General features: G+C 29.8%; 23 protein-coding genes. 16 read left to right on the top strand and 7 right to left on the bottom strand.

The window, feature by feature from the left end; genetic code table 11:
• Window positions 1-43: 43 nt before the first annotated feature.
• Together ACQ3F0_RS14380 and ACQ3F0_RS14375 are read left to right on the top strand one after the other, a co-directional pair.
• Window positions 44-658 (top strand): hypothetical protein, encoded by a 615-nt coding sequence (locus ACQ3F0_RS14380; RefSeq protein ID WP_428866008.1) that lies wholly within the window; start codon window positions 44-46, stop codon window positions 656-658.
• A 173-nt stretch (window positions 659-831) separates the two neighbouring features.
• Window positions 832-1,125: a hypothetical protein gene (locus ACQ3F0_RS14375; protein ID WP_428866007.1), complete on the top strand. Its 294-nt coding sequence runs from the start codon at window positions 832-834 to the stop codon at window positions 1,123-1,125.
• Window positions 1,126-1,173: 48 nt separating this feature from the next.
• On the opposite strand, the gene ACQ3F0_RS14370 is transcribed toward ACQ3F0_RS14375, so the two are convergent.
• Window positions 1,174-1,641 carry a DUF2680 domain-containing protein gene (locus ACQ3F0_RS14370; protein WP_428866006.1) on the bottom strand — a complete coding sequence of 156 codons (468 nt, stop codon included), beginning with the start codon at window positions 1,639-1,641 and terminating at the stop codon, window positions 1,174-1,176.
• A 335-nt stretch (window positions 1,642-1,976) separates the two neighbouring features.
• Between ACQ3F0_RS14370 and ACQ3F0_RS14365 the strand changes: the two genes are divergently transcribed.
• The 3 genes from ACQ3F0_RS14365 to ACQ3F0_RS14355 are packed head-to-tail and all read left to right on the top strand — an operon-like array spanning window position 1,977 to window position 5,214.
• Window positions 1,977-2,669 (top strand): response regulator transcription factor, encoded by a 693-nt coding sequence (locus tag ACQ3F0_RS14365; RefSeq protein ID WP_428866005.1) that lies wholly within the window; start codon window positions 1,977-1,979, stop codon window positions 2,667-2,669.
• Window positions 2,662-4,101, top strand: a complete 1,440-nt coding sequence (locus ACQ3F0_RS14360) for a sensor histidine kinase (protein ID WP_428866004.1) — start codon at window positions 2,662-2,664, stop codon at window positions 4,099-4,101. The genes ACQ3F0_RS14365 and ACQ3F0_RS14360 overlap by 8 nt, the downstream gene beginning before the upstream one ends.
• Before the next feature lie 21 nt (window positions 4,102-4,122).
• Window positions 4,123-5,214, top strand: coding sequence for a M56 family metallopeptidase (locus ACQ3F0_RS14355; protein WP_428866085.1), 1,092 nt, complete (start codon window positions 4,123-4,125; stop codon window positions 5,212-5,214).
• A 54-nt stretch (window positions 5,215-5,268) separates the two neighbouring features.
• On the opposite strand, the gene ACQ3F0_RS14350 is transcribed toward ACQ3F0_RS14355, so the two are convergent.
• Entirely contained in the window at window positions 5,269-8,775 is a 3,507-nt protein-coding gene (locus ACQ3F0_RS14350) for a hypothetical protein (RefSeq protein WP_428866003.1), read from the bottom strand.
• Complete coding sequence (locus ACQ3F0_RS14345; protein WP_428866002.1) at window positions 8,759-11,233, bottom strand: efflux RND transporter permease subunit; 2,475 nt, start codon at window positions 11,231-11,233, stop codon at window positions 8,759-8,761. Before ACQ3F0_RS14345 ends, ACQ3F0_RS14350 begins: the two co-directional genes overlap by 17 nt.
• 329 nt (window positions 11,234-11,562) lie before the next feature.
• Here ACQ3F0_RS14345 and ACQ3F0_RS14340 point away from each other — a divergent pair, with 329 nt between their 5' ends.
• A complete protein-coding gene (locus ACQ3F0_RS14340; RefSeq protein WP_428866001.1) occupies window positions 11,563-12,165 on the top strand; it encodes a TetR/AcrR family transcriptional regulator in 603 nt (200 codons plus the stop codon).
• Between the two features lie 64 nt (window positions 12,166-12,229).
• Here ACQ3F0_RS14340 and ACQ3F0_RS14335 read toward each other — a convergent pair whose 3' ends face one another.
• Complete coding sequence (locus ACQ3F0_RS14335) at window positions 12,230-13,753, bottom strand: DUF948 domain-containing protein (RefSeq protein WP_428866000.1); 1,524 nt, start codon at window positions 13,751-13,753, stop codon at window positions 12,230-12,232.
• A 217-nt stretch (window positions 13,754-13,970) separates the two neighbouring features.
• On the opposite strand from ACQ3F0_RS14335, the gene ACQ3F0_RS14330 reads away from it, so the two are divergent.
• Both ACQ3F0_RS14330 and ACQ3F0_RS14325 read left to right on the top strand, forming a co-directional pair.
• Window positions 13,971-14,357 carry a BlaI/MecI/CopY family transcriptional regulator gene (locus ACQ3F0_RS14330; RefSeq protein WP_428865999.1) on the top strand — a complete coding sequence of 129 codons (387 nt, stop codon included), beginning with the start codon at window positions 13,971-13,973 and terminating at the stop codon, window positions 14,355-14,357.
• Between the two features lies 1 nt (window position 14,358).
• Complete coding sequence (locus ACQ3F0_RS14325) at window positions 14,359-15,690, top strand: M56 family metallopeptidase (protein WP_428865998.1); 1,332 nt, start codon at window positions 14,359-14,361, stop codon at window positions 15,688-15,690.
• A gap of 72 nt (window positions 15,691-15,762) precedes the next feature.
• Here the strand turns inward: ACQ3F0_RS14325 and ACQ3F0_RS14320 are convergent, their stop codons facing one another.
• The gene (locus tag ACQ3F0_RS14320) at window positions 15,763-16,620 is read right to left on the bottom strand and encodes an AraC family transcriptional regulator (protein ID WP_428865997.1); all 858 of its coding nucleotides are present in this window, start codon (window positions 16,618-16,620) and stop codon (window positions 15,763-15,765) included.
• Window positions 16,621-16,934: 314 nt separating this feature from the next.
• On the opposite strand from ACQ3F0_RS14320, the gene ACQ3F0_RS14315 reads away from it, so the two are divergent.
• The 8 genes from ACQ3F0_RS14315 (at window position 16,935) to ACQ3F0_RS14280 (ending at window position 23,822) form a co-directional block, all read left to right on the top strand.
• A complete protein-coding gene (locus ACQ3F0_RS14315) occupies window positions 16,935-18,092 on the top strand; it encodes an iron-containing alcohol dehydrogenase (protein ID WP_428865996.1) in 1,158 nt (385 codons plus the stop codon).
• A 225-nt stretch (window positions 18,093-18,317) separates the two neighbouring features.
• Window positions 18,318-19,391: a TlpA disulfide reductase family protein gene (locus ACQ3F0_RS14310; protein WP_428865995.1), complete on the top strand. Its 1,074-nt coding sequence runs from the start codon at window positions 18,318-18,320 to the stop codon at window positions 19,389-19,391.
• A 1-nt stretch (window position 19,392) separates the two neighbouring features.
• On the top strand, window positions 19,393-19,527 hold the full coding sequence (locus ACQ3F0_RS14305) for a CD1871A family CXXC motif-containing protein (protein ID WP_428865994.1): 135 nt from the start codon (window positions 19,393-19,395) through the stop codon (window positions 19,525-19,527).
• On the top strand, window positions 19,527-20,363 hold the full coding sequence (locus ACQ3F0_RS14300) for a 4Fe-4S binding protein (protein ID WP_428865993.1): 837 nt from the start codon (window positions 19,527-19,529) through the stop codon (window positions 20,361-20,363). The genes ACQ3F0_RS14305 and ACQ3F0_RS14300 overlap by 1 nt, the downstream gene beginning before the upstream one ends.
• A gap of 57 nt (window positions 20,364-20,420) precedes the next feature.
• Window positions 20,421-21,335 carry an MBL fold metallo-hydrolase gene (locus ACQ3F0_RS14295; protein WP_428865992.1) on the top strand — a complete coding sequence of 305 codons (915 nt, stop codon included), beginning with the start codon at window positions 20,421-20,423 and terminating at the stop codon, window positions 21,333-21,335.
• Window positions 21,336-21,474: 139 nt separating this feature from the next.
• The gene (locus tag ACQ3F0_RS14290; RefSeq protein WP_428865991.1) at window positions 21,475-22,164 is read left to right on the top strand and encodes a YczE/YyaS/YitT family protein; all 690 of its coding nucleotides are present in this window, start codon (window positions 21,475-21,477) and stop codon (window positions 22,162-22,164) included.
• A gap of 216 nt (window positions 22,165-22,380) precedes the next feature.
• Window positions 22,381-23,148, top strand: coding sequence for a DUF2087 domain-containing protein (locus ACQ3F0_RS14285; RefSeq protein ID WP_428865990.1), 768 nt, complete (start codon window positions 22,381-22,383; stop codon window positions 23,146-23,148).
• 317 nt (window positions 23,149-23,465) lie between these two features.
• A complete protein-coding gene (locus ACQ3F0_RS14280; protein ID WP_428865989.1) occupies window positions 23,466-23,822 on the top strand; it encodes a DUF805 domain-containing protein in 357 nt (118 codons plus the stop codon).
• 181 nt (window positions 23,823-24,003) lie between these two features.
• Here the strand turns inward: ACQ3F0_RS14280 and ACQ3F0_RS14275 are convergent, their stop codons facing one another.
• The gene (locus ACQ3F0_RS14275) at window positions 24,004-25,026 is read right to left on the bottom strand and encodes a PfkB family carbohydrate kinase (protein ID WP_428865988.1); all 1,023 of its coding nucleotides are present in this window, start codon (window positions 25,024-25,026) and stop codon (window positions 24,004-24,006) included.
• A 22-nt stretch (window positions 25,027-25,048) separates the two neighbouring features.
• Window positions 25,049-25,678: a bifunctional 2-keto-4-hydroxyglutarate aldolase/2-keto-3-deoxy-6-phosphogluconate aldolase gene (locus tag ACQ3F0_RS14270; RefSeq protein ID WP_428865987.1), complete on the bottom strand. Its 630-nt coding sequence runs from the start codon at window positions 25,676-25,678 to the stop codon at window positions 25,049-25,051.
• Between the last annotated feature and the right edge of the window lie 139 nt (window positions 25,679-25,817).

The following is a 25,817-nucleotide window of genomic DNA, read 5'->3' as shown; positions in this document are numbered from 1 at the left end:
TAATTTATAATTATATAGAATGAATAGCTGTGGAGGAATTTATATGGTTTTAAGCATGATTTTTTGGCGATATAAACTTTGGGTTAATATTATAAGGATTTTAGTTACTATAACTTATCCAATAATTTTTATTGGAAGCATATTAATAATTTATCTTTTCTTATGCTATATATGGGGGAATATAAAAAGAACAAACGAAGAAAGAAACTTTTTAAAAATACCTAGTGTTAGATATGGGATTTACGTAATTATTATATCTTTTGTTTTCAGAAGTGTTTTTTATTTTCCTAAACCAATTATTCCAAAAGGGTATACATATAAGCATGTGATAGTTGAAAAAGAATTGTTTACTGATGAAAGGTTTACTTCACAATATAAAAAAACAATAAGCGACAAAGAGAGTATAGATAAACTTAACAAGATTTTGTGTAGATATGAGCGAAAAAGAAGTTTAAAAACCATATTAGAAATGCCAGGTGATAGGGCGGTTAAATTAAAATTTCTAGTATACGATAAAGATGGACATACTATCCTTATAGTTATATATTTTAAAGATAGTAGTAATATGTGTTCATTGTCAAATACTAGTTTTATGAATATTATTAATGATGATAATACTTTATTTAAGGAAATATCAGATTGGATTAGTAATCTTTAATGAAAAAATAGAAATTTCTACATGTAAAAAAATTCTCAAATTAGAACTAAATATACTTTATCTGAATATAATGTTAGTAGAAATACAAATAGTTTAGAAACATTTTAGTTTATCATTAAACGGTAGAAAAAAATAAATTATATAACCCCAATTACACCGAAGGAAGTGTTAAAGTGGTATATAGCGAAGGAAATTATCAAGTTTTAAAAGTACACGATGGATATGTTGCAAGAAATACAAAAGCAGATTATAAGCACCATAGTCACTTTAAAAATAAAGGCGCTGCAATAAAGTGCGTTAGGTTGTGTATTGATAAAATAATACCAAGATATTCATTATATTTATTAAGGGCATGTATGAGATTATCAAATGATGAAAAGTATGTTGCGGAATTAGATGCTTTAATACAAGTAAAGAAAAATAAAGGACAAAAAATTACTAGAAAAAGAAAAGAATTTAGTAAATGAAAAAATGACTGTAAGTAGATTATAAAAAATTTACTTACAGTCTTGTTTTTAGTTTGAATTTAATCTATATCCGTTTCCTCTACAATTTCCGTTTCTGTTACCCATGCCGTTTCTACTACCATTACCTCTACCGAAACCTGCACCCATAGATTTTCCAATTTGTGCTGAACCTGTGCCGTCACAAGTTGCTTGATTTTCTTCAATTCGCTTAATTAATGCATCAGCATCAGCTTGAGTCATAGTACCTTCTTCTACTCTTGAGTTTAGGATATCCTTTTTAACTTCAAGATTTTCTTTTTTGAATTCATCTAGTTTACCAGCTTCGTTTGCTATGGTACCGTAAGTCTTGCCTGTTTCTACTCTTTCAGAAATAACGCTTTCTTCTGTTCTACCTGTTAATCCAGCAACAATTTCTGATGGTGAACTATATTTTGATGCAGCAAAGGCTGTTACGGATGTAGCTCCTATTAATAAAATCGTTGCTCCTAAAGTGAATTTTTTTCTTAATTTTGTCATTCTCATGACTCCCTTCCGAATTTATTTGTAGTTGTTGTTTCTTTCTATGGTTATATAATACCCAGAAATTGTGTCAAAAATATGTTTTTAATGTTCTTATTTTGTGCTATTTCATTTTTGAAAACATAGAAATGTCACAAATATGTAGTATGGTTAAACCACAAAAAGTAAGTTGAACTAAAATCAACCACAATATCTACCGCAGATTGATACGTTCTGACGCTATATATTGTGGTCGAAGTTCAACTAAATTACTTTTTGTGGAATAACCGTAGTATAGTATAATGTATAATATCTATAAGTAGAAACTGCTAATTGAGAAAGGAGATAAATTTATGCCTACTATATTAATAGCGGATGATAACAAACAAATCACTTCTATTTTGGGTGAATATGCAAAAAAAGAAGGTTATACTCCTATTATAGCTTTTGATGGAACTGATGCTTATGAAAAGTTTATTGAAAAAAATCCTGATATTATTTTGCTTGATGTTATGATGCCTAAGAAGGATGGATTTGAGGTTTGTAGAGAAATCCGTAAAACATCAAATGTACCTGTTATTATGGTGACTGCTAGAGGTGAAGATTTTGAAAAAATAATGGGTCTTGATATTGGTGCTGATGATTATATTGTAAAGCCTTTTTCTCCTGGAGAAGTTATGGCAAGGATAAGAGCTATACAGCGTAGAATTAGTAGAGATACTACAGAAGTAGCTCAGTTATATAGCTTTGAAAATTTATCATTAAATCTTGATGATTATATAGTATCTATTAATAATGAGAATGTATCATTAACTAAGAAAGAAATTGAATTATTATGGACACTTGCTACTAATAAAAACAAAGTTTTTTCTAGAGAAAATCTTTTAAATACTCTTTGGGGTTATGACTATTTTGGAGATAGTCGCACTGTTGATTCACATATTAAAAGACTTCGTGCTAAACTTGATAAATATCAGCACAAGAATTGGAATATAAAAACTATATGGGGTGTAGGATATAAATTCGAGGTAAATTCAGATGTTTAAAAATAGGATTGCGATAAAATTAACATCATATTTTACTGCAGCATTATTAGTATTTTCAATAATAATAGGAAGTGTTTTCATTGTACTTTTTAGAAATCACACAATAAAATTACATAAAGCTGAACTTGAAAAAAGAGCATCTTCAATATCTAATACTTTATCTGGTTTTATGTTAAGTAATAGTGGCGGAAGGATGTATGGATATGGTGTTTATCTTCGGTTAATAAATGATATTGCTTTGTCGGATACTTGGATTGTTGATGAAAATCTTGAACTAATAACGAATGGTCAAAATATGAGAGGTATGGGAAAGAAATATGAATATTCAGATTTACCAAAAGGAGCAGATAGTGTAATATCGGAAGTTTTTAAAGGTAAAACTGTATTTAGTGAAAGTTTTAGTAGTTTACTTAAAGTACCAACTATAACAGTAGGTTCACCTATTCTTGACCAAAATAACGAAGTTATTGGAGCTGTATTACTCCATTCACCTGTTGAAGGAGTAAATCAAGCATCTTCAGCAGGTATTAATATTTTAGCTATCAGTATATTTGTAGCTTTGCTTATTGCTTTTTTCCTTTCAATAGGTTTTTCAATAACATTTACAAAGCCTCTTAATAAGATGAAAAATACAGCTATGTTACTTGCAAAGGGTGACTATACTGCCCTAACCAATATAAAACAGAAAGACGAAATAGGTGAGCTTGCAGCAACTATTGATATACTAACAAAACGTCTTTATGAAGCAAGCAAAGAAAGTGAAAAATTAGAAAAGTTAAGACGTGATTTTGTAGCCAATATTTCACATGAACTTAGAACTCCTATAACAGTAATGCGTGGGTCACTTGAAGCTTTATGTGATGAGATTGTAACTGATCCAAAATTAGTTAAGAGTTATCATGAACAAATGTTATTTGAAGCTAAATTTTTGCAAAGACTTGTTGGGGATTTACTAGATTTATCGAAATTGCAGAATACTGATTTCGTAATTGAAAAGCAAACAATTAATATTTGTCATGTTATAGAAGATGTTAAAAGAAGTATGTCGCACATTGGTGATAAAAAAGGAGTTTCTATTGAGGTTTATAATGACAATAGCCTTTGTGAAATAGTGGCAGACTATGGAAGGCTTAGACAAATGCTAATGATATTAGTTGATAATGCATTGAAATTTTCACCAGCAAATGGGATTGTAAGAATTGACTTAAAAAATAAGATACTATCAATTACAGATAATGGTATTGGTATTCCAAAAGAAAATCTTCCATATATATTTGATAGATTCAATAAATCCCGTTCAGAGCAAAATAAAAGTGGTACTGGATTAGGTCTAGCAATTGCTAAACAAATTGCTGAGAGACATGACATTGTTATATCAGTTCAGAGTGAAGAAAATGTTAAAACTCAGTTCACATTAGAATTCAGAGATTGAATAGATTTATAAAAAAATTATATTTGGATAGCTCGATTCTTTATTAGTTTTTCATATTTAATATTTGTATATTTAATATTTATTTATAAAATAAGGAAATTAGAAATATGCAAGAATAAAGACATATTACATATATTGAATAATTATAAAAATAAAATGAAAATTAAAAATAGTATAGAGATTGTTAGAGGTGGAGAATCTCCAATGGCAATAGGTTTTATAAAACCTAAGATACTTATTCCATACGGTTATAAAAATAAAGAAATAGAGCAAATATTAATACATGAACTATGTCACATTAAATATAAAGATGTGCTTGTAAATATTAGTATTTCATTAATAACATGTTTATATTGGTTTAATCCAATTATATGGATAGCATCAATAAAAATGAGGCAAGATATGGAGATGTTATGTGATCAAAGAGTTTTAAATATAACTAAAGATAAAAAACTATATGCCACTGTATTATTACATACGGCATTAAATAAGAAAAGTATTATGTTTTATGCAACATCAATGGAAAATGGAGAAAAACAAATAAAAAGGAGAATAAAAATGATTGTAAATGGAAAGAAAACAAAATTAATTTATACAGTGATTGCAGCTATTGTTTTAACAGTAGTTGGCATAACTTTTTTAACTAATAAAGAAAATAAGAATGTACGTGCAGTTGGTAATACTGTTGAAAATAAATTACAAAATATTGATGGAATAAAAGAGTTCAACTATGATAAAATTACTGTAGCAAATCAGTATTCTGTTTACGATGAAGAATTAGGAAAAGCTGTGGAAAAGTTTTCAGATGCAAGACCAATATCTAACAAAAATGTAATGGGTGAGGTTGTAAATAATTTAAAAGGTATTAAATTTACTGAGATTGGAGAACCCGATCTTCATAAGATAGAGGCTAATTTAGAACTGACGTATGATATAACTTTTTATGAAAATAATGAAGAAAAAGGTAACATAAGATTTTATGATTTAAATACGATTGTATATAAACTTAATAATAAATTGTATATAAATGATAGTATTAAAAATGATTATGATACTATAGTTAGTAAAATGGAAAATATAATAACACTTTTCAAACCAGTGAATTTTGATTAAAAAAATCTGCAAATTTTTGCTTCTTCATTAGGCGAAAATTTGCAGATTATTTTTTTACTTACGAATATTAAATTTGGGATAAGCTAGTATTTTGTTTTTATTTTTTCGTATAAAGCGAATTAATAGGAATACAGCTACAAGTGCAACAATTCCTATAATTAAATAGGTGATGTATAATTTAATAATGCTAGTTTCTACAACACAAAAAGTTATTGATGGATTATTTGAAGTGAATACTAAATAACTTCCGTCTCTTATCGTATTAACATGCTCCCATTTACCCTTATCCAATTGATATAGAGTTAGTTTGTTTTTTGTATCTGGTACAAGATAGCGGAAAGTGAAAGATCCTCCAAATGTACGTTTGTCATCTACAATTGTTGCGTTCCATTGTTCTGAGATATTCTGCTTTTCTATTGGTATAGAGGAAGCTATATTGCAGTTGTCAATCTTCAAAATTGTATTAGGTCCAAAGTCACCTTCAACTAAGAGTTTTGGCTTCTTTGAGGTATCTGATTTTTCAGATGCTAACACTGTAATTAAAGGAGTATATATAGCTTCAAGGGTTTGAGAAAATGTTAACCTGTTATAGTTAAATTCTGGCCAAGAGCTATAATAGCCTTTTTTATTTGGTATCTTTGGTAAATCTTCTTTAGAAATTGAATCTCCATATTTAAAAGGTATATTTTTTATGACTGTTTCATTTACTTTGAAGGTTAATGTAAAATATTGAAATTCATCAGGTAACCCTTCTTGTTGAATAAATGTATCATAAGCCAGGGGAGTTGCTTTCCCTGAGTAACTAATGCCATCAATACCTGCCCATTTATCTTTTACAAAGAAATTATCAGTAAACTCTCCCTTAGCGATGCCGGCAATGGCTCCAATATTCTCTGTGCCGTTTTCAATTTGTACCAATGAGTAACAGCCAGAAACATCCATACCATGTCCAGTTATACCACCTACAAAGTTTTTACCTGATAACATGCATTTGGAATAACTTTTTCTTATAATTGTGTTAGATGAACCAGTTATACCACCTACATAGTCGCCGTTTGCACTCTCAATAGAACCATAATTTTCACATTGAAAAATTGAACCTAAATCCATTCTACCAGCAAGACCACCAACATAATTTTTCTTTCCAGTTACATCACCGTTGTTTATAGAATCTTTAAGTATGGCTTTAGTTAAGTATTTAAAATTAAGAGAAGAGTCACCATTTTTTTTCACATCATCTTCTGGATCAAAATCATAGTCTATGGCAATAGATCCAGCAATTCCACCAACATTAATGTCTCCAGTAATACTACCCTGATTAACACATTGGGAAACATAGCCCTCATGTGACTTTGATGAATCTTCTGTATAATCGTCATCAGAGATATCCTCGTAGAAATCTGAACTCTCTTTTTCAGCATTTTCTCGTCCTGTTAATATAGTTTTTATAACAACACTAAATTGGTTATTAATAGCCAATATATCTTGAGATAGTTTATTAGAAATACCTTTTGTTTCAGTGTTGAGTTTTTTTAATTCATTTGATATATTTTTCAAAGTTGCAAATAAGTTATTACTGGCTTCAGTAATTCTATCACCAAGAATAGGGAATTCTTTGATCGGATCCTTAGAGGCATCTGCTACTACTTTTTCTAGCTCACGTAGTGCATAAGTCATGTCACTTGATGCATTGCTTAATAATAACATTGAAGCTTCAAGTCTTTCCATAGCTTTTCTAGCAGAAGCTGAAGCAGTACTGAATTCTGACATAGCATCCTTAAAGTTTGAAGTGGAATCTTTGATATAACCAGTCGCAGTTTCTAAATCTTTAAATGCATCTTGTAATATTGCTAGTGATTCATTTATGATTTTTACATCTTCTTCTATAGCATCAGGTAGAGGAGCAAGAGCATTTTGCATTTTGTCGAATGCTGAGTTTAGGTTTTTTGTTATAGCAATAGCGCCGACACTAAGTTCTTTACCAATTGAAGCCCAATCTATATCATCCTGATTTGTTGCTTTACTAAGAATATCAGCAATGGCTATTATTGTTGACATTCCTTCGTCCATAGCACTTTGAAGGTCCTCTATACTATCATTTAATTCCTCAATAGCTTTTTTTATTTCTTCTGTATCTTCTTCATCTATAACTGTTTGAAGTCTTTCTATAGCATTAGACATTTTTTTAAATGCACTTTCAATAGCAGGTACTGCTTTTTCTAAATCACCAAAAGCATCTTCCATTTTTTTGAATCCATCAGATACATTGTCAGATGAAATTTTCAATTCACGAAAAGCTTTTTCAAATTGAGTAAATGCAACTGTCATATCTTCGCCTGAATCCCCTAAACTATCAATAACAGGAACTGAGCGATCTAACATAGTTTTCAAACGTATACGGGTTGTGTTAATGATTTCAGTTGATTCATCAACGTAATTTGTGGTTTTAGTTGATAGTTCCTGTAATTCATTTGTAGCTTTATCAGTTTGAGTGATTACACTAGATAGTCTATCTGAAATAATTTGTGATGATGTATTGGCATCAGTTACAGATTTATCAAGCAATGATTTAAGCGTATCAAATTCACCCTCGATTTTTTGTATTGAATCCTCAGAAAATTGCAAAAGCATGTAAGGCTCCATTTGCCCTACTATTCCACTAACGTCTTTACGACCCAATACTTCTCCATAATTTCTACAACTATTGGTATAGCCTGATTGTCGTCCTACAATACCCCCTACATTGTAACCTATATGTTGATAACCGATTGTGCCTTGATTTTCACAACTTTGTAATAATCCTGTAGAGAAACCAGCTATACCGCCTATATCAGTTTGAGTAATTACATCGTGAGATAAGGGTAAATGGTTCCATTCTGGTTGGTCAAGTTTTAATTGATCAAGCTTTAGTGTTAAATCAGAACTTGATGTATTTATATAACTTTTGTTAGTGCATTGGTCTATTACGCCTAAATTTTGTCCGGCTATGCCTCCAGTGAAAGACTCGCCTGTTATATTACCGGAAATAGTACATCCTGTGATGTATCCATTAGTTTCGTTTATGCCAGTGATACCTCCAATATTACTTTTACCACTAACGACACCAGTAAATTTGCAGTTCTGAATTCTACCTCGGTTAACTCCAGTTATACCACCTATTTTATTTTTGCTTCCATTAGGAATAATAGTTCCAATAACTTCTAAATTTTTTATAACTCCAGTTTCTTGAACATAGCGGAATAAACCTAGATCTGAACCAGTAGTATTTATAGTAAGATCTTTTATAGTATATCCGCATCCGTCAAAAGTTCCACCAAAAGTGGGAATGGATACGAAATCATAATCTGAAAAGGATAAATTATTCCTTAATTTTACTATTTTATTTTGAGAATATGTATCTAAGGAGCAATTATTTGATAGTTTTATTAAATCTTCAACAGTATCAATATAGATAGTATTCATATCACTTTCTAGTGGTGCAGAAAGTGTAGAGAATGGACATATATATAGCCATAGAAAGCATGTTAGAAAGAATGCAAGTATTCTATTGTTCTTTTTCATCAAATATTACCTCCTTACTATTAGATTCAGATAATAATTTATTTGCCTTATTGTCAATACTACCAACTTCAACAATCCCTTTGATATTACCTTTTACCGTTCCTTTAATTTCTGCATCTATCATCCCTGAGATATATCCTTTTAATCGTCCGTTTACACGCATATCACCGCTAGTACTTGTGAATAATCCAGGTCTTTTTAGTACAAATCCAGTTTTCTCTATAAGTGTATTACCAAAAAGTAATATTTGAGGCAAAACACCCATTACTAGAATTAATGAGATGATTGTTCCTCTTCCTAGGCAAATACCGATAGAAGAAATAATATAATCAGAGGACAATCGACCAATAAGCATACCAGCAGAGGCCAAGATAGTACCTGAAGTAATAATGGTTGGAAATGCCTGATTCAGGGATTCTATAATAGCTTCTTTGATTGGCATAAATTGCTTTAAGTCCATATACCTACTAGTGATAACAATTGCATAATCAATGGTGGCTCCCATTTGAATAGAAGTAACTACAAGGCTAGTCATAAAGAAAATGCTTGTACCTTGTACAGTAGGAAAAGAAAAATTAATCCAAATGCTTCCTTGAATAGTCAGAACCAGTAGTACAGGAAGCCCAGCTGATTTAAATGTAAACAAAAGGATAGCCATAACAAATAAAGCAGATAGTATACTGATAATTAAGTTGTCACGGACAAAGAAAGTTGCTAAGTCGCGATTGCTTGTAGATGAACCAACAATAAAAGCCTCATCATAATATTTATCTGTTGTTTGGTGAATTGTTTGTAACCAATTAAAAGTTTCTTCGCCTTCATCAGGTAAATCTGTGAGGAGAAGCAATCGAGTATAGTTTTTACCTTGAAGTTGAATCTTGGCATCATTTAATTTTATATGCATGTCATCAAGTTCTTTGTTAAGATCTTCATCCAACGAAATATAGCCATCCTCTTTCAAGTGATAGAGGTACATAAATATATCAATAAGTGGAACGGAATAATTATCTACTCCACTGGCGATTTTTCCATATGATTCTTGATTTATTGCATAGGAACTATATAAAAACCGTGCTTTTTCAATATCTATATCAGTAAGTTCAGCAAATTGCCTAGGCTTTAGTGTGTCCGTAAGCACATAGCCATCTATGGCATCAATATTGGCAAGTCCAACTGCCGTGTCAGTTATTTCAAATCCTTCGAAATCAGCAAGAAGTTGGGCTTCTTTTTTATAATCACCAGAAGGCACTAATACTGCCATCAAATTTGTACTACCAAATGTTTCATTGATTTTTTGTTTGGCAATTTGAACATCATTTTGTCTTACGGTGGATAGTTTACTTGTACCGTAAACAAAGTTACACTTATTGGATAGAAAAAAAGCTACAAATAAAACAATGATAAAAATTGCAGGAATTATATAGCGCGTTTTAATTACTATTTTTCCCCATAAGTTGATTTTTGGTACGAAATTACGATGTTTGGTCTTGTCCATTGATTTGGTAAATAACATTAATAATCCAGGCATAAGAGTGAATACTGTTACAATACTAAAGAGTAAGGCTTTAATTAATACAATTCCCATATCAAAACCTAATCTAAACTGCATAAACATTAATGCCATAAGACCAGAAATAGTTGTTAAGCTACTGGATGATATTTCAGGGATAGCTTTACTCAATGCTATTATGGCAGCTTCTCTTGCAGCAAAATTTTTGCGTTCTTCTGTAAAACGGTGACAGAGGATGATAGCATAGTCAATAGCTAAAGCTAATTGTAAAACCACACAAATTGACTTTGAAACAAAGGATATTTCACCATACAAGAAATTTGTTCCCATATTTAAAGCAGCTGCAATACCAAAAGTAAGTAGTAATACAGGAATTTCCATATAGGTTTTAGAAGTGAAAAGTAAGACAGCAACGATAATTATAAAAGCGAAAATAAGTACAATTTTCATTTCTTTTGCAAGGGATGCAACAGTATCTTCGGTGATTGAGCTAGAAATATAAATGTCGTAGTTATCTAGCAATTTTATTAATTTATCCATTGCAGTATGTGTAATTTCGTCTTTTTCTTCTCCTTCGAAAGTCACATCGAATAGAGCTGATGCAGATTTGTAATGTTCATCGGTGTTATCAAAGGCAATTTCTGAAATTCCTTCAATATCTTGAAGTTGAGTAGTTAGCTCTTTGGCATGATCAAACGTTATGTTTGAAATCATTACTTTAGCAGTGCCAAATGTAGTAACTTCTTCCTCCATAAGTGTTAAACCGTATCGTGTTTCACTATCAGGAGGCAAATAGGATGTAATATCATTGTTTACCTTTACCCATGATATTGAAAAAATACAAAATATTAAAAAAATAGCATACACGAGAAAAAAACCATTTCGTTTATCTATAATAAAGGTTGCTAATTTTTCTATAAAACTCACATCTTTTTTGTTATTTGTCATATTTTAGTACTCCTTTTATAATTTCCATAATATTTTGCTTCAACATTTTATATGAAAGGGTGGGAGATAGCAATAGACAGTTTAGTTGGTTGTGTCGTATAATTAGACACTTGTATATATATTGTATAGACATATTTATAGCAGTGAAGAGTTAAGAGTGATTAGTTAGGAGTTAAGGAATTTTTGCTACGCAAAAGGAATCTTTTTAATCTTTTCTTTAATTAAAAGATTTCACGTTAGTGAAAGGTGTCCTGTTTTGTTAATGATAAGGATTTGTGCTATAATTTTCTTGAATAAAATGATAGTTAAAGAAAAAAGAGGTAGATAGAATGACAAATTATTTGGGTAGGGAAGTAACAAAAAAGATTCTTGCAGATTCATTAAAAAAAATAATGACTCATAAAGCATTAGAAAAAATAAGTATTAGAGAGATTACTGAAGAATGTGGATTTAACCGCCAGACTTTTTACTATCATTTTAAAAATATATACGATTTACTTGAATGGTTGTATAAAAAAGAGGCAATAGCACTTTTCGAACATCAAGAAGGTGTGCTGTTGTGGCAAGAAGGGTTGCTACAACTTTTTAATTATATTGAAGAAAATAAAGATATGTGTCTTTGCACTCTTAAATCTTTAGGGCATAAGTATTTATTTCAATTTTTTTATGATGATGTTCACCGTATATTTAAAAATACTATTAATACTTTTGCTGAAGAATTAGATATAAGTGAGAATAATAAAGAGCTTATGACTCAAGTTTATGTTATTTCTTTTGGTAGCATTATTGAAAGTTGGTTGCATGGAAATATAAAGCAAACACCTGAGGAACTTATTTCATTTATTGACCTTATGTTACATGATCAGATGAGAGGTGCTGCTTTAAGGGTTGGCACGTCAAATCTATATGATAATGAAAAAGGTCATAAATAGTACATAAATTTATAGAAAAAGAGTAAAAAAAGATTGGGTGTCTAGCACCCAATCTTTTTAGAATTTATTTATTTTTACCATCCCAAGATCCATCACTTAATACTTTGTATCCGTCTGGGGTAGTAGTATTAACAGCCATAGAGCCATTTTTGCTTAAGTAGTATGATTTTCCGTTGTAATTAATCCATTGATTAGTCACCATTATTCCTTTAGCATCTAAGAAGTACCATTTTTTAGCTGAGTCTTGAGCCCATGAGTTAGTTTTCATAACTCCATCTGATCCTAAGAAATACCAGTTCTTTTGAGAATCTTGAGCCCATGAATTTTTAAGCATCATACCATTATTATAGAATTTCCATGCTTGTCCTTCTTGAGCCCATCCATTAGCTTTTTTAGGCATAAGTGATTCCATTAATTTTATATAGCTAACAGAGTTTTCGCTGTTCAAGCTAGGAAAAGTGATTTCAACTGGGTTATTTATATTATTAATTTCTGTATTGAAATCTAGACGTAAAGTATAAACACCAGTTGGCATAGAAGTAGATGTTTTTTCAGTGCTTAGTTTTTTATTTAACGCCATTATATTTGGTAAGTCTATAACAAATTCAGCAGTTCCTGCTTCGTTTATTATGTACCCATCTTCATTTACTCCATATTTTACAGTAATTCCGTTAGGACCTAAAAGAGTAACATTCTCTAATTTATCTAAAGCGTCATTAACACTTTTAAGAAGTTCAGGTAACTCTGCTTTATAATTTTTAAGATCAGCTTCCATTTCTTTTATAGTTTTTTCTATTTCGTCATTAGGAAGTGCACTAGCCTTAAGTACAATTTTCATATAATCCATTGCAAAAGCTATTGCATCTTCATTTTGTAATAAATTGTTAGAAGTATAACGAATCAAATCTTTAAAAGTTCTATCATTTAATCTTAATTCGTATAAAGTAACATATTCAGGTTTGCCATTTTGAGTTAAGTATTGACCTCCAATTTTATTGATTTTCACATCAGGATTATATTGCTTAATAAACTTGTCAGTAAAATCTGAAAGCTTTTTCTGAAGATCTAAACTCATATCCATTACTTCAGAGAAATCTGGCTGATTAGAACCCGTAAGTTCACTTAGCTCGTTAAAATCGAAATACAAATACTCTTTTCCTAAAGCTTGCTGATATTGCTGAGGCATTCTTATTATTTCAGAAATTACAGGTTTTTTATCGCTAAGATTAGCATTTACCCATAAATCAGCGTTTATAGCTGGAATTTGTGTATTACCTGATTTTAAATTAATGTTCATTTTTGCTTGACTAGATGTTTTGTCTTTATTTGTTTTACTTTTTGTAGTTACATCAATCTTTGATCCATTTACCATAGGTAAAATTTGTTGCATCATTTGTGATTCTGATGCAGATAAATTTGTTGCTGAAAGATTTACAGATATTGAACTCTTCATTTCACAAGTATCCATTGCGTTATACTTGTTCATTGCACCGTATAATGCTAGTCCATCTGTTGAGCAACCAGATAACAATCCTATGCTCAATAAAGCAGAAACACATAATAGTACTAATTTTTTAAATTTCCCCATAAAATAACCTCCAATTTCACATAATGCCATTATTATACAATACACTAGTTCTTAGTGTCAATTGAATAAAGCTAATATATGGATATTTTACAAAAATGTAATTATTTAAACTGTAAAACATAGAAACAATCAATACGGTAAATATTGACAAATCAATTACACAGATGTATAATTGATTTGTATTATACAATTGTGTAATTCGTACGGGAGGGTAAGTATGTCAATTAAATCAAAAAGATTATCAGATGCAGAGCTAGAAATAATGTTAGTTGTATGGCATTCTGAACAACCAGTCAGCTCATCATATATCTTAGAACGACTACAAGGCAGAAGAAACTGGGCATTACCGACACTTATGACTGTTCTTACACGTTTAATAAAAAAAGGCTATTTAAATTGTGAAAAAAAAGGCCGTAATAATTTTTATTATTCTGTGATAGAAGAAAATGATTATAAGGAAAGCGAAGGAAAATCGATACTAGAAAAGTTATACGGTAACTCATTTAAAAACTTTGTTACAGCATTATATAATGGTAAGGCTATTAGCACTAAAGATATTAATGAGTTAAGAGAATTTATTGATAGAGTCGAAAAGGAGGAGTAATATGTTTACAAATATTGCTATCTCAGTTTTCAAAATCTCTTTAGGAACAAGTATTGTTATTTTGATGTTTTTTCTATTAACTCCAATTATTAACAGAAGATATAATGCGAAGTGGAAGTGTTGGATTTGGTTAATTATATCTATAAGGCTTTTACTGCCGATAGATACTAATTTTTTGGAATCACATATTGGAATTAACATATCAAAGATAGATACAAAGGTAGATAAATACATTAATTTACCAATAACAAATCATGGAGCTGATTCAGTAATAGAAAGTACTATTGTAACTGAAAATAAAGAAGAACTTCCAAATGATAAAGGTATTACTTATACAGAGATTATGTACTTTATTTGGATCGCAGGAGTTTCAATTACTTTAATATATCACACTATAGGATATATTACTTTTCGTAAACAAGTGTTACGATGGAGTATTCCAGTAAAAAATAAGTTAATAACTGAAGAATTTGAAAAAGCAGTATATCAGATGCGAATAAAAGGAAATATCAAAGTATTAGTAAGTGATAAAATATCAAGTCCGATGATGATTGGATTTTTGAAACCGATATTATTATTTCCTTGCGAGGGTTATAAAAGATCAGATTTAAGGTTTATTATTAAACATGAATTAATTCACTATAAACGTCATCATATTTGGTTTAAGCTATTATTATTAATAGCAAACAGTGTACATTGGTTTAATCCATTGGTATATTTGGTTAGACGAGAGGCAAATAAAAATATTGAATTTTGCTGTGATAATGAGGTTGTAAAGGGATATTCATTTAATGATAGAAGGGCATACAGTAATACAATAATTAATGGAGTTTCTTTACATGATATGAAAAAAACTGTATTATCAACTTATTTTAGTCAAAGTTCAAAAATGTTAAAAGAAAGATTAAAAGAGGTGTTGAATATGAAAATGAAGAGAAGAGGTATAGTAACATTTGTAATAATCACTATTTGTATTTTAATAGGAGGCGAATCTATAGCATTTAATAATCAAAAACAAGAGAAAAAACAAATTATATTAGAGAATTATAGTTATAATATAGATGATGTAACAAATGCAGTATTATCCAATGATATTTCCTTTGTGGAGAAGGTTATTAAAGAAGGAAATATAGATCTTAGTACAAAGGATAGTAAGGGAGAATATCCTTTAGAAGTTACAATGTATATGACTAATTGTGATATGGCAAAATTACTATTAAAAGCAGGAGCAGATCCATACAAGTTCACGAATAACGGTAAAAGTATATATGACATTGTAATGGATAATGACTCTGAGTATTATAAAAATATTTTTAAAGAATATAAAAAGTAGTAGAAAAATAGATCAAATATTATTTTTCTACTAATACGGCTAGCTTTAGATATTGGAGGTACGATGTTTTTACTAAACATTAAAAGAAGCATTACAAATAGTCATTTTATATTGTTTAGGTGTCATATTATATTTACTTTTAAATAATTTGATAAAGTAAGATATATTTGAATATCCTAAATTATAAGCAACCTCTGTAACACATTGAGTTTTCAAGTACTCTAAGGCTAGTTCCATTTTTTTGTTCTTAATGTATTCTACAGGATTCATACCTACTATCTTCTTAAATAAATGTGAGAAGTTTGATTCTGACATATGAAGCTCTTTAGAAAGAGATTTAATAGATATTGTTGATTGAATATTATCGTCGATAAATTTAATTGCTCTATTTATTGGATTATCACTACTGGAATTAAGAATTGCATATCTTGCTTTTGAGTTAACTAAATCAAAAATTAGCTTTTGAGCATACAAATCTATTAAAAATCTATATTTATTCTCTTTTTTATCAGATACTACTAAAATCCTATATACATCATTTGAAATATTAAATTGATTCTCGCCAAGAAAATATTCACTGGAGCGTTGAACTTCTTCTTTTATCTCATTAGAAAAATCTACTTTATTCAAAACATCTTTTAAAAGTTTATCGCTGAATTCAAATACTAATGCAGCAGTGTTTTCTTTCATATTCATATGAACTTTTGAATGTGGAGGTAAAAGTAAATAGTCGTTTTTGTTATAAGTAAACTTCTTCTTATTATTTAAAGTTACTTTTTTTTCTCCATGAAGAATGGTACAAAATCTAGAGTAACTGTATGTTTTATATTCACCAGAGAAGTTCTTTGGCAAATCGTAATACAGAATCTTTATATAATCAGTTTCCAATCCATGAATATCTTCAAGTTCTCGATCAAAGTTATTTAGCATCTTACCACCTCCGATTGATAAAAAAATATCAATATTATTCAAAACAGTATTATTTTTTGAAATTATGAGTTAGTTTTTACTTTGTATTTTAATTATAATTACCTTATAAAGATAATAACTAATGGTTGAACTAATGTCAATATAACTATATTTATAATAAAATTATTAATTTTGATTTGTAGTCTTTAATTAGATTATTACAAAGATTAAATTGATTTGTTTAATAATTAACAAATATTTGATGATTAACAATAAAAAACAGAGTTTGTAAAAATAAAACTAAATGAAAATTAAAATATAAGGAGAGATTTAATATGGGTTTACAATGGTTTAGAGTACCAAAGGACATAGTATTTGGAGATGGATCTTTAGAATATTTATCATCTTTAGAAGGTAAAAGAGCTACACTAGTAACAGGTGGAAGTTCAATGAAAAAATTTGGTTTCTTAGAAAAGGCTCAAGAAGAATTAGAAAAAGCTGGTATGGAAGTTTCTATAGTTGATGGTGTTGAGCCAAATCCATCTGTTGAAACTGTTATAAGAGGCGGAAAAGAAATGGCAGAATTTAATCCAGACTGGATAATAGCAATTGGTGGTGGATCTGCTCTTGATGCTGCAAAAATTATGTGGGTATATTACGAATATCCAGAAACAAAATTCGAAGATTTAGTAGCAGGAAAATTTCCTAAACTAAGAACAAAATCAAAATTTATCGCTATTCCATCAACTAGTGGAACAGCTTCTGAAATCACTGCATTTTCAGTAATTACAGATACAGCTAACCACATAAAATACCCATTAGTATCTTATGAAATAACTCCGGATATAGCGCTACTTGATGCTGCTTTACCTGCAAAAATGCCACCACACATTACTGCAAACACCGGTATGGATGTTATGACTCATGCAATAGAAGCTTATGTTTCAACTAATGCTACTAGCTATACAGATCCACTAGCAATGGAGGCTATAAAATTAGTATACAAACAACTTCCAGTTGCGTATGACCAAGCTGAGAACATGAAAGCTAGAGAAGATATGCATAATGCATCAACACTTGCAGGAATGGCATTTACAAATTCATCTTTAGGTATAGTTCACAGTCTTGCACATAAAATTGGTGGAGAACTAGGAATTACACATGGTTTAGCAAATGCAATCTTGTTACCATACATTGTTGAATATAATAGTAGAGATACAGACAAATTTAGAGAAATAGAAAAACAACTTGAAATAGAAGATTTAGTACAGGCATTAAAAGAACTAAATGCAAAAGTTGGTATTCCAACAACATTAAGTGAAGTTACAGAAGTAGAAATTACAGAAGAAAAATTCCTTCAAATATTAGATAGAATGAGTAAAAATGCTTGTGAAGATCCATGTTCATTAACAAATCCAAGAGTTCCTTCTGTAGAAGATATAAAAGAAATCTACAAAGCGGCTTACTATGGAAATTCAGCTTTAAATATATAACATTTAATTAGTCAAAAAATTATTTTTAATAATTTTTTATATTTTACTAACCAACTAAAAATAGCTATCATCGCGGGTCACGATGATAGCTATTTTTGAATTTATTGTAACAATTATAAAAATGTAAGGTATTTGTAAGATTGGTGTAAGGTTCTTTTAAATCAAATATTGTATAATGAATTTAAGAAAAAAATGATTTTATATTAATGAGGAGAGATTAAAAAAATGAAATTAAAGAAAATAGGAACTTTATTACTGATTACAATCCTTGGAGTATCCACTTTAGTTGGTTGTAGTGGAACTAAGAAAAAAACGGAAAAGGTTGATGCAAAAAAAGATACCAAAATTGAGCTGAGTAGAGATAAATATGATTTTTGGGATGAGAATATAGGATTCGCAGTTAAATTTCCAGAGTTTATTAATAAACTTAAGGAATTAGAAAAAATAGGTGGAATGGTAAGCTCTGATGGAATGTTCTTTCAATATGGATCAGAAGATTTAATGAATTTTTATAAGAGTTTAGATGGATTATCAGAAGATGAAGTAAATAAAAAATTCGCTGAAATTAATAAGTATAGTCCAGAGGTTTTTGCAATACTTAGAGAGGATTCCGAGGGATCAATTGATGATTTAAAAGCTAAATATAGTAAAATAGAAGAGCTTGGTGAAGTAGATGGTATTAAGTATTATCTTGCCTATAATGAAAAGTACGATAACCTAAAACTTACTGATACTGAGAAAGAGGATATAGATAAAGTTATAAGTGTAATGGATGAGCTTAAGAATAATATCGAAATATATGGTAATAAATTAGCGGACCAAATAAAAGCAGAAAAAGATAAAGAAGCGAAAGAATTTAAAATGAAAGAATTTACTGCTAAAAATTTGAACGGAGAAGATATTACACTAGATTATATTAAGAAAAATAAATTGACTATGGTAAACATTTGGACAACTTGGTGTGGACCTTGTGTTGGAGAGATGTCTGAACTTGCAAAGCTTTCAAAAGATATGCTTCCTGAAGGAGTTAAACTTCTAGGGATTTGTGTTGATGGTGGTGATGAAACAGAAGTAGCTAAACAAATATTAGCAGATGCAAATGTGGAATTTGATGTAATTATTCCAGATGAAAGTATAGAAAATGGATTACTCAAGTTAGCTGATGGGTACCCAACTACTTTATTTATTGATAGTGAAGGAAAATTAGTAGGAGAGAAGAAAGTTGGAGCACCCTTTGAAAATGTTGAAGGAGAATACTTAAATGAAATTAATAAAAGACTTGAAATGTTAGGTGAATAAAATGAAAAATAAAGTCAAATACTTTGTTTTACCGTTGTCGGTAGTACTTATTGTTATTGGTATAATGAGAGAGGAACACTTAACTGTATTAAAAAAAGCAGTTGCAATATGTCTTGAGTGTATAGGTATAGGATAATGAAGCGTAGAATAATTCAGGTTTTAAGTCTTATAGCTTCAAATAGCTATATACAGGGATTTTTAAACAGTACAATATATAAAGGGGACACAAAAGTAGTATGTGTCCCTGGAATGAACTGCTATTCATGTCCAGGGGCTAGAGGCTCATGCCCTATAGGTGCAATGCAAGCAGTTATAGGTAGTAGAAAATTCAATATACCTTTTTATGTTTTAGGACTTTTGATGGCTTTTGGAATATTACTTGGTAGAGCTATTTGTGGTTTACTATGTCCTTTTGGGTTTATTCAAGATATGTTATATAAAGTTAAAATTAAAAAGTTTGCAGTTCCAAAGAAGTTAGATAATGGATTAAGATATTTAAAGTATGTAGTTTTAGCTGTTACGGTTATTATACTACCAATGTTTTTAGTGAGTAAATATGGAATAGCACCACCATACTTTTGTCAATATATATGCCCTGTAGGTACTTTGGAAGGTGGAATTCCTTTAGTACTTGGAAATCAAAGTTTAAGAAATAGTGTGGGATGGCTATTTAGTTGGAAAATGTTTCTTTTAGTATTAACATTTGTGTCTTCAATGGTTATTTATAGACCATTCTGTAAATACATTTGTCCTCTGGGTGCAATATATGCACTTTTTAATAAATTTTCTTTTTATCAAATGAATATAGATGAATCAAAATGTACTAGCTGTGAAATTTGTGAAAAAGTTTGTAAAATGAATGTACAGGTACTAAAAAATCCTAATCATACTGAATGTATAAGATGTGGAGAATGTAAAGATGCTTGTCCTCAAGATGCTATTTGCGTCAGTTTGATTTCTAAGAAAAATTGAAGGATAATGAGATTATTTGTAGAATAAAAGAAATACGAAGTTTAAGGGGGAATGAAATTGAAATGGAAAGATAATACACCACGAGAATATTACAGCAAATACGAAAAAATGGATATCAAAAACAATCAAGGGTGGTTTGATGTCTATAGATTACTGGGAAATGTATTTGCTATTTGTGAGCCACAACATTTTCAAGAAGTAAATGCATATTTAATCATTGGAGAAGAAAAAGCCTTGCTTTTTGATACTGGTATGGGAATTTGTAATATCAGATTAGTTGTAGAAGAATTGTATCAAGGGGAAATTATTGTAGTAAATAGTCATTTCCATTTTGACCATATTGGGGATAATTATAGATTTGATGTAGTGCATGTCTTTGATGATGACTTTGCAAGGGAAATGTCGTCAACTGGTTTATCAAAGGAAGGAATGGGCAATCAGCTTGATGAAGATATGTTTTTATTTGATTACCCTAACGGATTTAAGCCTCATCAGTTCAGAATACCACCTTATAATATAGAGTTAATGCAAGATGGGGATATATTTGAATTAGGTAATAGAACAATTAAAGTTGTTCATACACCAGGACATAGCAATGACAGTATTATGCTTTATGATGATTTAAATAAGATATTATTTACTGGAGATACTTTCTATTTGGGTGCTTTGTATGCACATTTTAATTGTCAAGAATTTGGTAAGTCAAATGTTTTGGATTACAGGAATACTATGAAAGAATTGTTGGTAAAATTTCCAGATGTCAAGGCTCTTTACTGTTCGCACAATGATTTTATTGTGGATCCAGTGAAATTATTTGAAACTGAAGCAGCACTATCAAGTATTATGTTAAACTCGATGAACGAGACAGTTGAGACAAAATCAGCGCATAGTTACTTGGAAAATGAATCAGAACTTAAAGAGTGTAATTTTAAAGGTTTTTCAATAGTTTTTAAGGTAATCAATACAATTTAATCAAATTAAAAATAAATAGCCATATTATTTCTCAATAATAAAATAATGGATATTGTTTAATCCTCAAAGATGATATATTATTGTAGTTGGAAAACTTCAACTAATAATAGTGCATTTTTACGAAGTTCTGGGAGGGTTTATGAAAAAGATTTTGATGATAATTATAAGATTAATACCTACATTATTTCTTTTAGCTATGGGGATAGTTATGACTATTAATGCAAATTTAGGGCTTTCACCTTGGGATGTTTTTCATCAAGGATTGTCTAAAAATTTGGATATTACAATGGGACAGGCGGGTATTGTAGCAGGTATTGTTATAATAGTGTTGAATTATGTGCTAGGGGAAAGAATTGGTTGGTGTACTATTGCAGGGATAGTTGTAACTGGAATATTTATAGATATATTAATGTTAAACAATTTAATTCCTATCTTCAACAATGTTATTTTGCAAGTTATTATGATGATAATAGGGATGGTAGCAATTGGATTCGCTACATTTATATATCTTTGTGAAGGACTAGGATCTGGACCAAGAGATGGCTTGATGGTAGCATTAACTAAAAAGACAGGAAAATCTGTAAGACTTATTAGAAATTCAATTGAAATAACGGTTTTAGTTGTTGGTTTTTTCTTAGGCGGAAAAGTTGGTATTGGAACAGTGATTATGGCAGTTTTAATAGGTCCTATTATACAATTTGTATTTAAAATAATGAAATTTGATGTCAGCAAAGTAAAGCATAGATTTATTGATCAAGATATTAAATGGTTAAAAGAAAAAATTAATCATAGAAAAAGTTTATCTTCTAAACTTTCTCGCAAACGATAATAAACACCTGCCATTTTCCAATGGCAGGTGTTTATTATTGACTATAAAATACCATAGGTTATATTTGAATAAGTATCTATAATAAGAACAAAACCATTACAATAAAATTAAACTTATTGCAAATGTGTTGACAAATAAATAAACAAAATGATAAAATGTTTACAAAAGCAAAACGGTTAGATATTCAAACATATTGTAAAAAAAGGAGTAGTTTATATGGAGAATTTAGAATTATTTTGGGGATCTTCTATTGAAGATATAAAAAAAGGATATATTTATGATGATAAAAGTGAGGATTTTATATGTCTTATTTGCGGAAAAAGTTTCAAGAAGGGATTGATATTTAAAGAAGGTGAATTTTTTTATGATGCAGAAAAGTTTACAAAGATGCATATTGAAAAAGAGCATATTTCAGTATTTCATCATCTTATTAATATGGATAAAAGATATACTGGTTTAACAGAGGTTCAAAAGGAGATACTATGTTTTTTGAAAGAGAATAAGTCTGACAAACAAATTGCTGAAGAAACAGGGGGTAGCCAATCAACTATAAGGAATCATAGATTTAAATTAAGAGAAAAAGAAAAGCAAGCAAAAACTTATCTAGCTTTATTGAATATTATCAATGAAGAAAAAGTTGATGATGTAAGAATTAATAAAAAAGAACAGCTTGTTCCAATTCATAAAGGTGCATCTATGATAGATGAAAGATATGCGATTACGCAGATAGAGAAAGAAAAAGTAATAAATAATTATTTTGATGAAACAGGTGCATTAAAAGAAATACCTTCTAAGGCTAAGAAAAAGATTATTGTATTACAATATATAATGAAGAATTTTAAAAAAGATAAAGAGTATAAAGAAATTGAAGTAAATAGAATTCTTAAAAGAATAAATGAGGATTACGTATCTTTGAGACGTGCACTTATTGAGTATGGTTTTATGGATAGAAAAAGTGATTGTAGTTATTATTGGGTTAAGTAGGTAAAAGGTGATATCGACTCCCAATAACAAGTTTGTGTTATAGACATTGTAATCAAATGAATAATCATAATAACTGAAAAGCGAACATATATTGAAATAAAGGGATTAATATTGCATAAGTAATATTAATTTTTTTTGTATAAAAAATAATATTATTAGGGAGGAATTGATTGAAAAAGAAAATTCTATGCTTCAATATTTACATTTGACGAAACTGATGCAGAATATATTAGTGAGAACTAATAAAAGTCATATGCGTATATTATAATTTTTATAGTGTATCTGTATTCAACTATTAATAAAAAAGGAGATTTTTTATGAGTTGGTATATAGCTGTATTGAAGAAATACGTTCAGTTTGATGGACGCGCTAGAAGAAAAGAATTTTGGATGTTTGTCTTATTTAATTTTATTTTTTCTATTATTGCTTCTATAATTGATTATGCTCTAGGTGGAGGTAATACTGTTGGTATAGTATATGGGTTAGCAGTATTTTTTCCTAGTCTTTCTGTTGGTATTAGAAGATTACATGATACTGGGAAAAGTGGATGGTTTACTTTGGTTACCTTAATCCCTATTATTGGATGGATATGGTATTTGATATTAGTAGCTGCTGAAGGAAATAATGGTCCAAATGAATACGGAGAAGATCCAAAAGCAACAGAAGCCATTTAATTTTTTTAAGACACACTATAAAAGTTATATTTCTTATAAAAATTGTAATAAATTTAAAATATCTACCGTCGTGTTTCACGACGGTAGATATTTCACCATTAGTGCTATTAACGGCGTTATATATCTATTAAGGAGTTATATATTAAAGGGTGGTTTAATACATAACAAAATAGCTTTATAATTATCTTTGAACTCTACCAGAAGCATCTCCATTTGCTAAGGTTTCAACTTCATCTGCAGTAACTAAATTGAAGTCACCATGTATAGTATGTTTTAATGCAGAAGCGGCAACGGCAAATTCTAAAGAATGTTTGAAGTTTTTACCACTTACAAGACCGTAAATAAGTCCACCTGCAAAGGAATCTCCCCCACCAACTCTATCAACTATTCTTACATTATATTTTTTAGAATGATAAAATTCAGTTCCATCATATATTAATGCAGACCAACCATTATCAGAAGCTGAATAACTTTCTCTTAGAGTTGTAACAACATATTTAAAGTCAAAGGTTTCTTTCATTTGCTTAAATATACTTTTATATCCATCAAGTTCTAATTCACCAGTAGTAACATCTGTATTTCCAGGTTTGAAGCCAAGAACTTTTTCAGCATCTTCTTCATTTCCAATACAAACATCAACATATTGCATTAGATTTGACATAACTTCTTTAGCTCTTTCAGGAGACCATAATTTTTTTCTATAGTTTAAGTCAACTGATACAGTAACACCATGTCTCTTAGCTGCTTTTAAAGCTGCTTCAGTAATAAGGGCACCTTTCTCACTAATTGCTGGAGTGATACCAGTAAAGTGGAACCATTCTGCATCTTTGAAAATTTCATCAAAGTCAAAATCTTCAACATCAGCTTCAGCTATAGCTGAATTAGCTCTATCATAAACAACCTTAGAAGGTCTCATGGAAGCTCCTGTTTCTAAAAAGTAGATACCTACTCTTTCTCCACCTCTAGCTATGTAATCAGTATTGACACCGAATCTTCTTAAATGATTTACTGCACTATCTCCAATAGGATTGTTTGGCAATTTTGAAACAAAATAAGGATTTAATCCGTAATTAGCTAAAGATACAGCAACATTTGATTCGCCTCCGCCATATACAACGTCAAAGGAATCAGCTTGTACAAATCTTTCAAATTTAGGTGTAGAAAGTCTAAGCATTATTTCACCCATAGTAACAACTTTTTTCATTATCATTTACCTCCTAAAAATATTATGCTTTTCTAGCTTCTTTTATTTTCTCTACGAATTTTTTTGCAGTTTCAGTTATATCTTCCATTGAACCTTTAGTTAATGCTCCACCTGCTCCAACTGCTACACATCCATTTTTAATCCATTGATCAACGTTGTCTATGCTAACGCCACCTGTTGGCATTAATACTGCTTGAGGAATAGGACCTTTAATAGCTTTTATAAATGATGGACCAAATGCACTTCCAGGGAATACTTTGATAACATCAGCACCAGCTTCCATAGCAATAACCATTTCTTTTATTGTCATACATCCAGGCATATAAGGAACTTGATATCTATTGCATAACTTAGCAGTTTCCAAATCAAATGATGGACTAACTATATATTTTGCTCCTGCAAGCATTGCTATTCTTGCAGTTTCGCTATCAAGAACAGTACCTGCTCCAACTAAAAGTTCATCTCCAAATTCATTAGTCAAATCCTCAATTACTTTATGAGCTCCAGGAACTGTAAAAGTAATTTCTATAGAATCTATTCCTCCAGCTAAACAAGCTTTAGAAATATTCATAGCTTTTTCAGTGTTTTCTGCTCTAACAACAGCAACTATACCAGTATCTTCAATTCGTTTAACAACTTCATGTCTTTTCATAACATTACCTCCACATAGATTGTTTCGTATTATGAAACAGTGTTTTGTATTTTGAACCTTTAAGTAGATTATAATGAAAAAAAGCTAATTTAGCAAGAGTAAATTAACTTTTTTTATTGAAATTATAAAAGATTGAAAA

Origin of the sequence: Clostridium sediminicola (assembly GCF_050402865.1) — a bacterium.
GTDB lineage: Bacteria > Bacillota > Clostridia > Clostridiales > Clostridiaceae > Clostridium_AF > Clostridium_AF sediminicola.
The sequence above is the reverse complement of the archived record's forward strand: the minus strand, read 5'-3'. Positions and strand labels throughout refer to the sequence as shown.

Bases quoted from the DNA above. Each gene is read 5' to 3' on its own strand.
- ACQ3F0_RS14380 (WP_428866008.1), top strand. From the start codon at position 44: ATGGTTTTAAGCATGATTTTTTGGCGATATAAACTTTGGGTTAATATT.
- ACQ3F0_RS14370 (WP_428866006.1), bottom strand. From the start codon at position 1,641: ATGACAAAATTAAGAAAAAAATTCACTTTAGGAGCAACGATTTTATTA.
- ACQ3F0_RS14365 (WP_428866005.1), top strand. From the start codon at position 1,977: ATGCCTACTATATTAATAGCGGATGATAACAAACAAATCACTTCTATT.
- ACQ3F0_RS14360 (WP_428866004.1), top strand. From the start codon at position 2,662: ATGTTTAAAAATAGGATTGCGATAAAATTAACATCATATTTTACTGCA.
- ACQ3F0_RS14350 (WP_428866003.1), bottom strand. From the start codon at position 8,775: ATGAAAAAGAACAATAGAATACTTGCATTCTTTCTAACATGCTTTCTA.
- ACQ3F0_RS14345 (WP_428866002.1), bottom strand. From the start codon at position 11,233: ATGACAAATAACAAAAAAGATGTGAGTTTTATAGAAAAATTAGCAACC.
- ACQ3F0_RS14340 (WP_428866001.1), top strand. From the start codon at position 11,563: ATGACAAATTATTTGGGTAGGGAAGTAACAAAAAAGATTCTTGCAGAT.
- ACQ3F0_RS14335 (WP_428866000.1), bottom strand. From the start codon at position 13,753: ATGGGGAAATTTAAAAAATTAGTACTATTATGTGTTTCTGCTTTATTG.
- ACQ3F0_RS14330 (WP_428865999.1), top strand. From the start codon at position 13,971: ATGTCAATTAAATCAAAAAGATTATCAGATGCAGAGCTAGAAATAATG.
- ACQ3F0_RS14325 (WP_428865998.1), top strand. From the start codon at position 14,359: ATGTTTACAAATATTGCTATCTCAGTTTTCAAAATCTCTTTAGGAACA.
- ACQ3F0_RS14320 (WP_428865997.1), bottom strand. From the start codon at position 16,620: ATGCTAAATAACTTTGATCGAGAACTTGAAGATATTCATGGATTGGAA.
- ACQ3F0_RS14315 (WP_428865996.1), top strand. From the start codon at position 16,935: ATGGGTTTACAATGGTTTAGAGTACCAAAGGACATAGTATTTGGAGAT.
- ACQ3F0_RS14310 (WP_428865995.1), top strand. From the start codon at position 18,318: ATGAAATTAAAGAAAATAGGAACTTTATTACTGATTACAATCCTTGGA.
- ACQ3F0_RS14305 (WP_428865994.1), top strand. From the start codon at position 19,393: ATGAAAAATAAAGTCAAATACTTTGTTTTACCGTTGTCGGTAGTACTT.
- ACQ3F0_RS14300 (WP_428865993.1), top strand. From the start codon at position 19,527: ATGAAGCGTAGAATAATTCAGGTTTTAAGTCTTATAGCTTCAAATAGC.
- ACQ3F0_RS14290 (WP_428865991.1), top strand. From the start codon at position 21,475: ATGAAAAAGATTTTGATGATAATTATAAGATTAATACCTACATTATTT.
- ACQ3F0_RS14285 (WP_428865990.1), top strand. From the start codon at position 22,381: ATGGAGAATTTAGAATTATTTTGGGGATCTTCTATTGAAGATATAAAA.
- ACQ3F0_RS14280 (WP_428865989.1), top strand. From the start codon at position 23,466: ATGAGTTGGTATATAGCTGTATTGAAGAAATACGTTCAGTTTGATGGA.
- ACQ3F0_RS14275 (WP_428865988.1), bottom strand. From the start codon at position 25,026: ATGAAAAAAGTTGTTACTATGGGTGAAATAATGCTTAGACTTTCTACA.
- ACQ3F0_RS14270 (WP_428865987.1), bottom strand. From the start codon at position 25,678: ATGAAAAGACATGAAGTTGTTAAACGAATTGAAGATACTGGTATAGTT.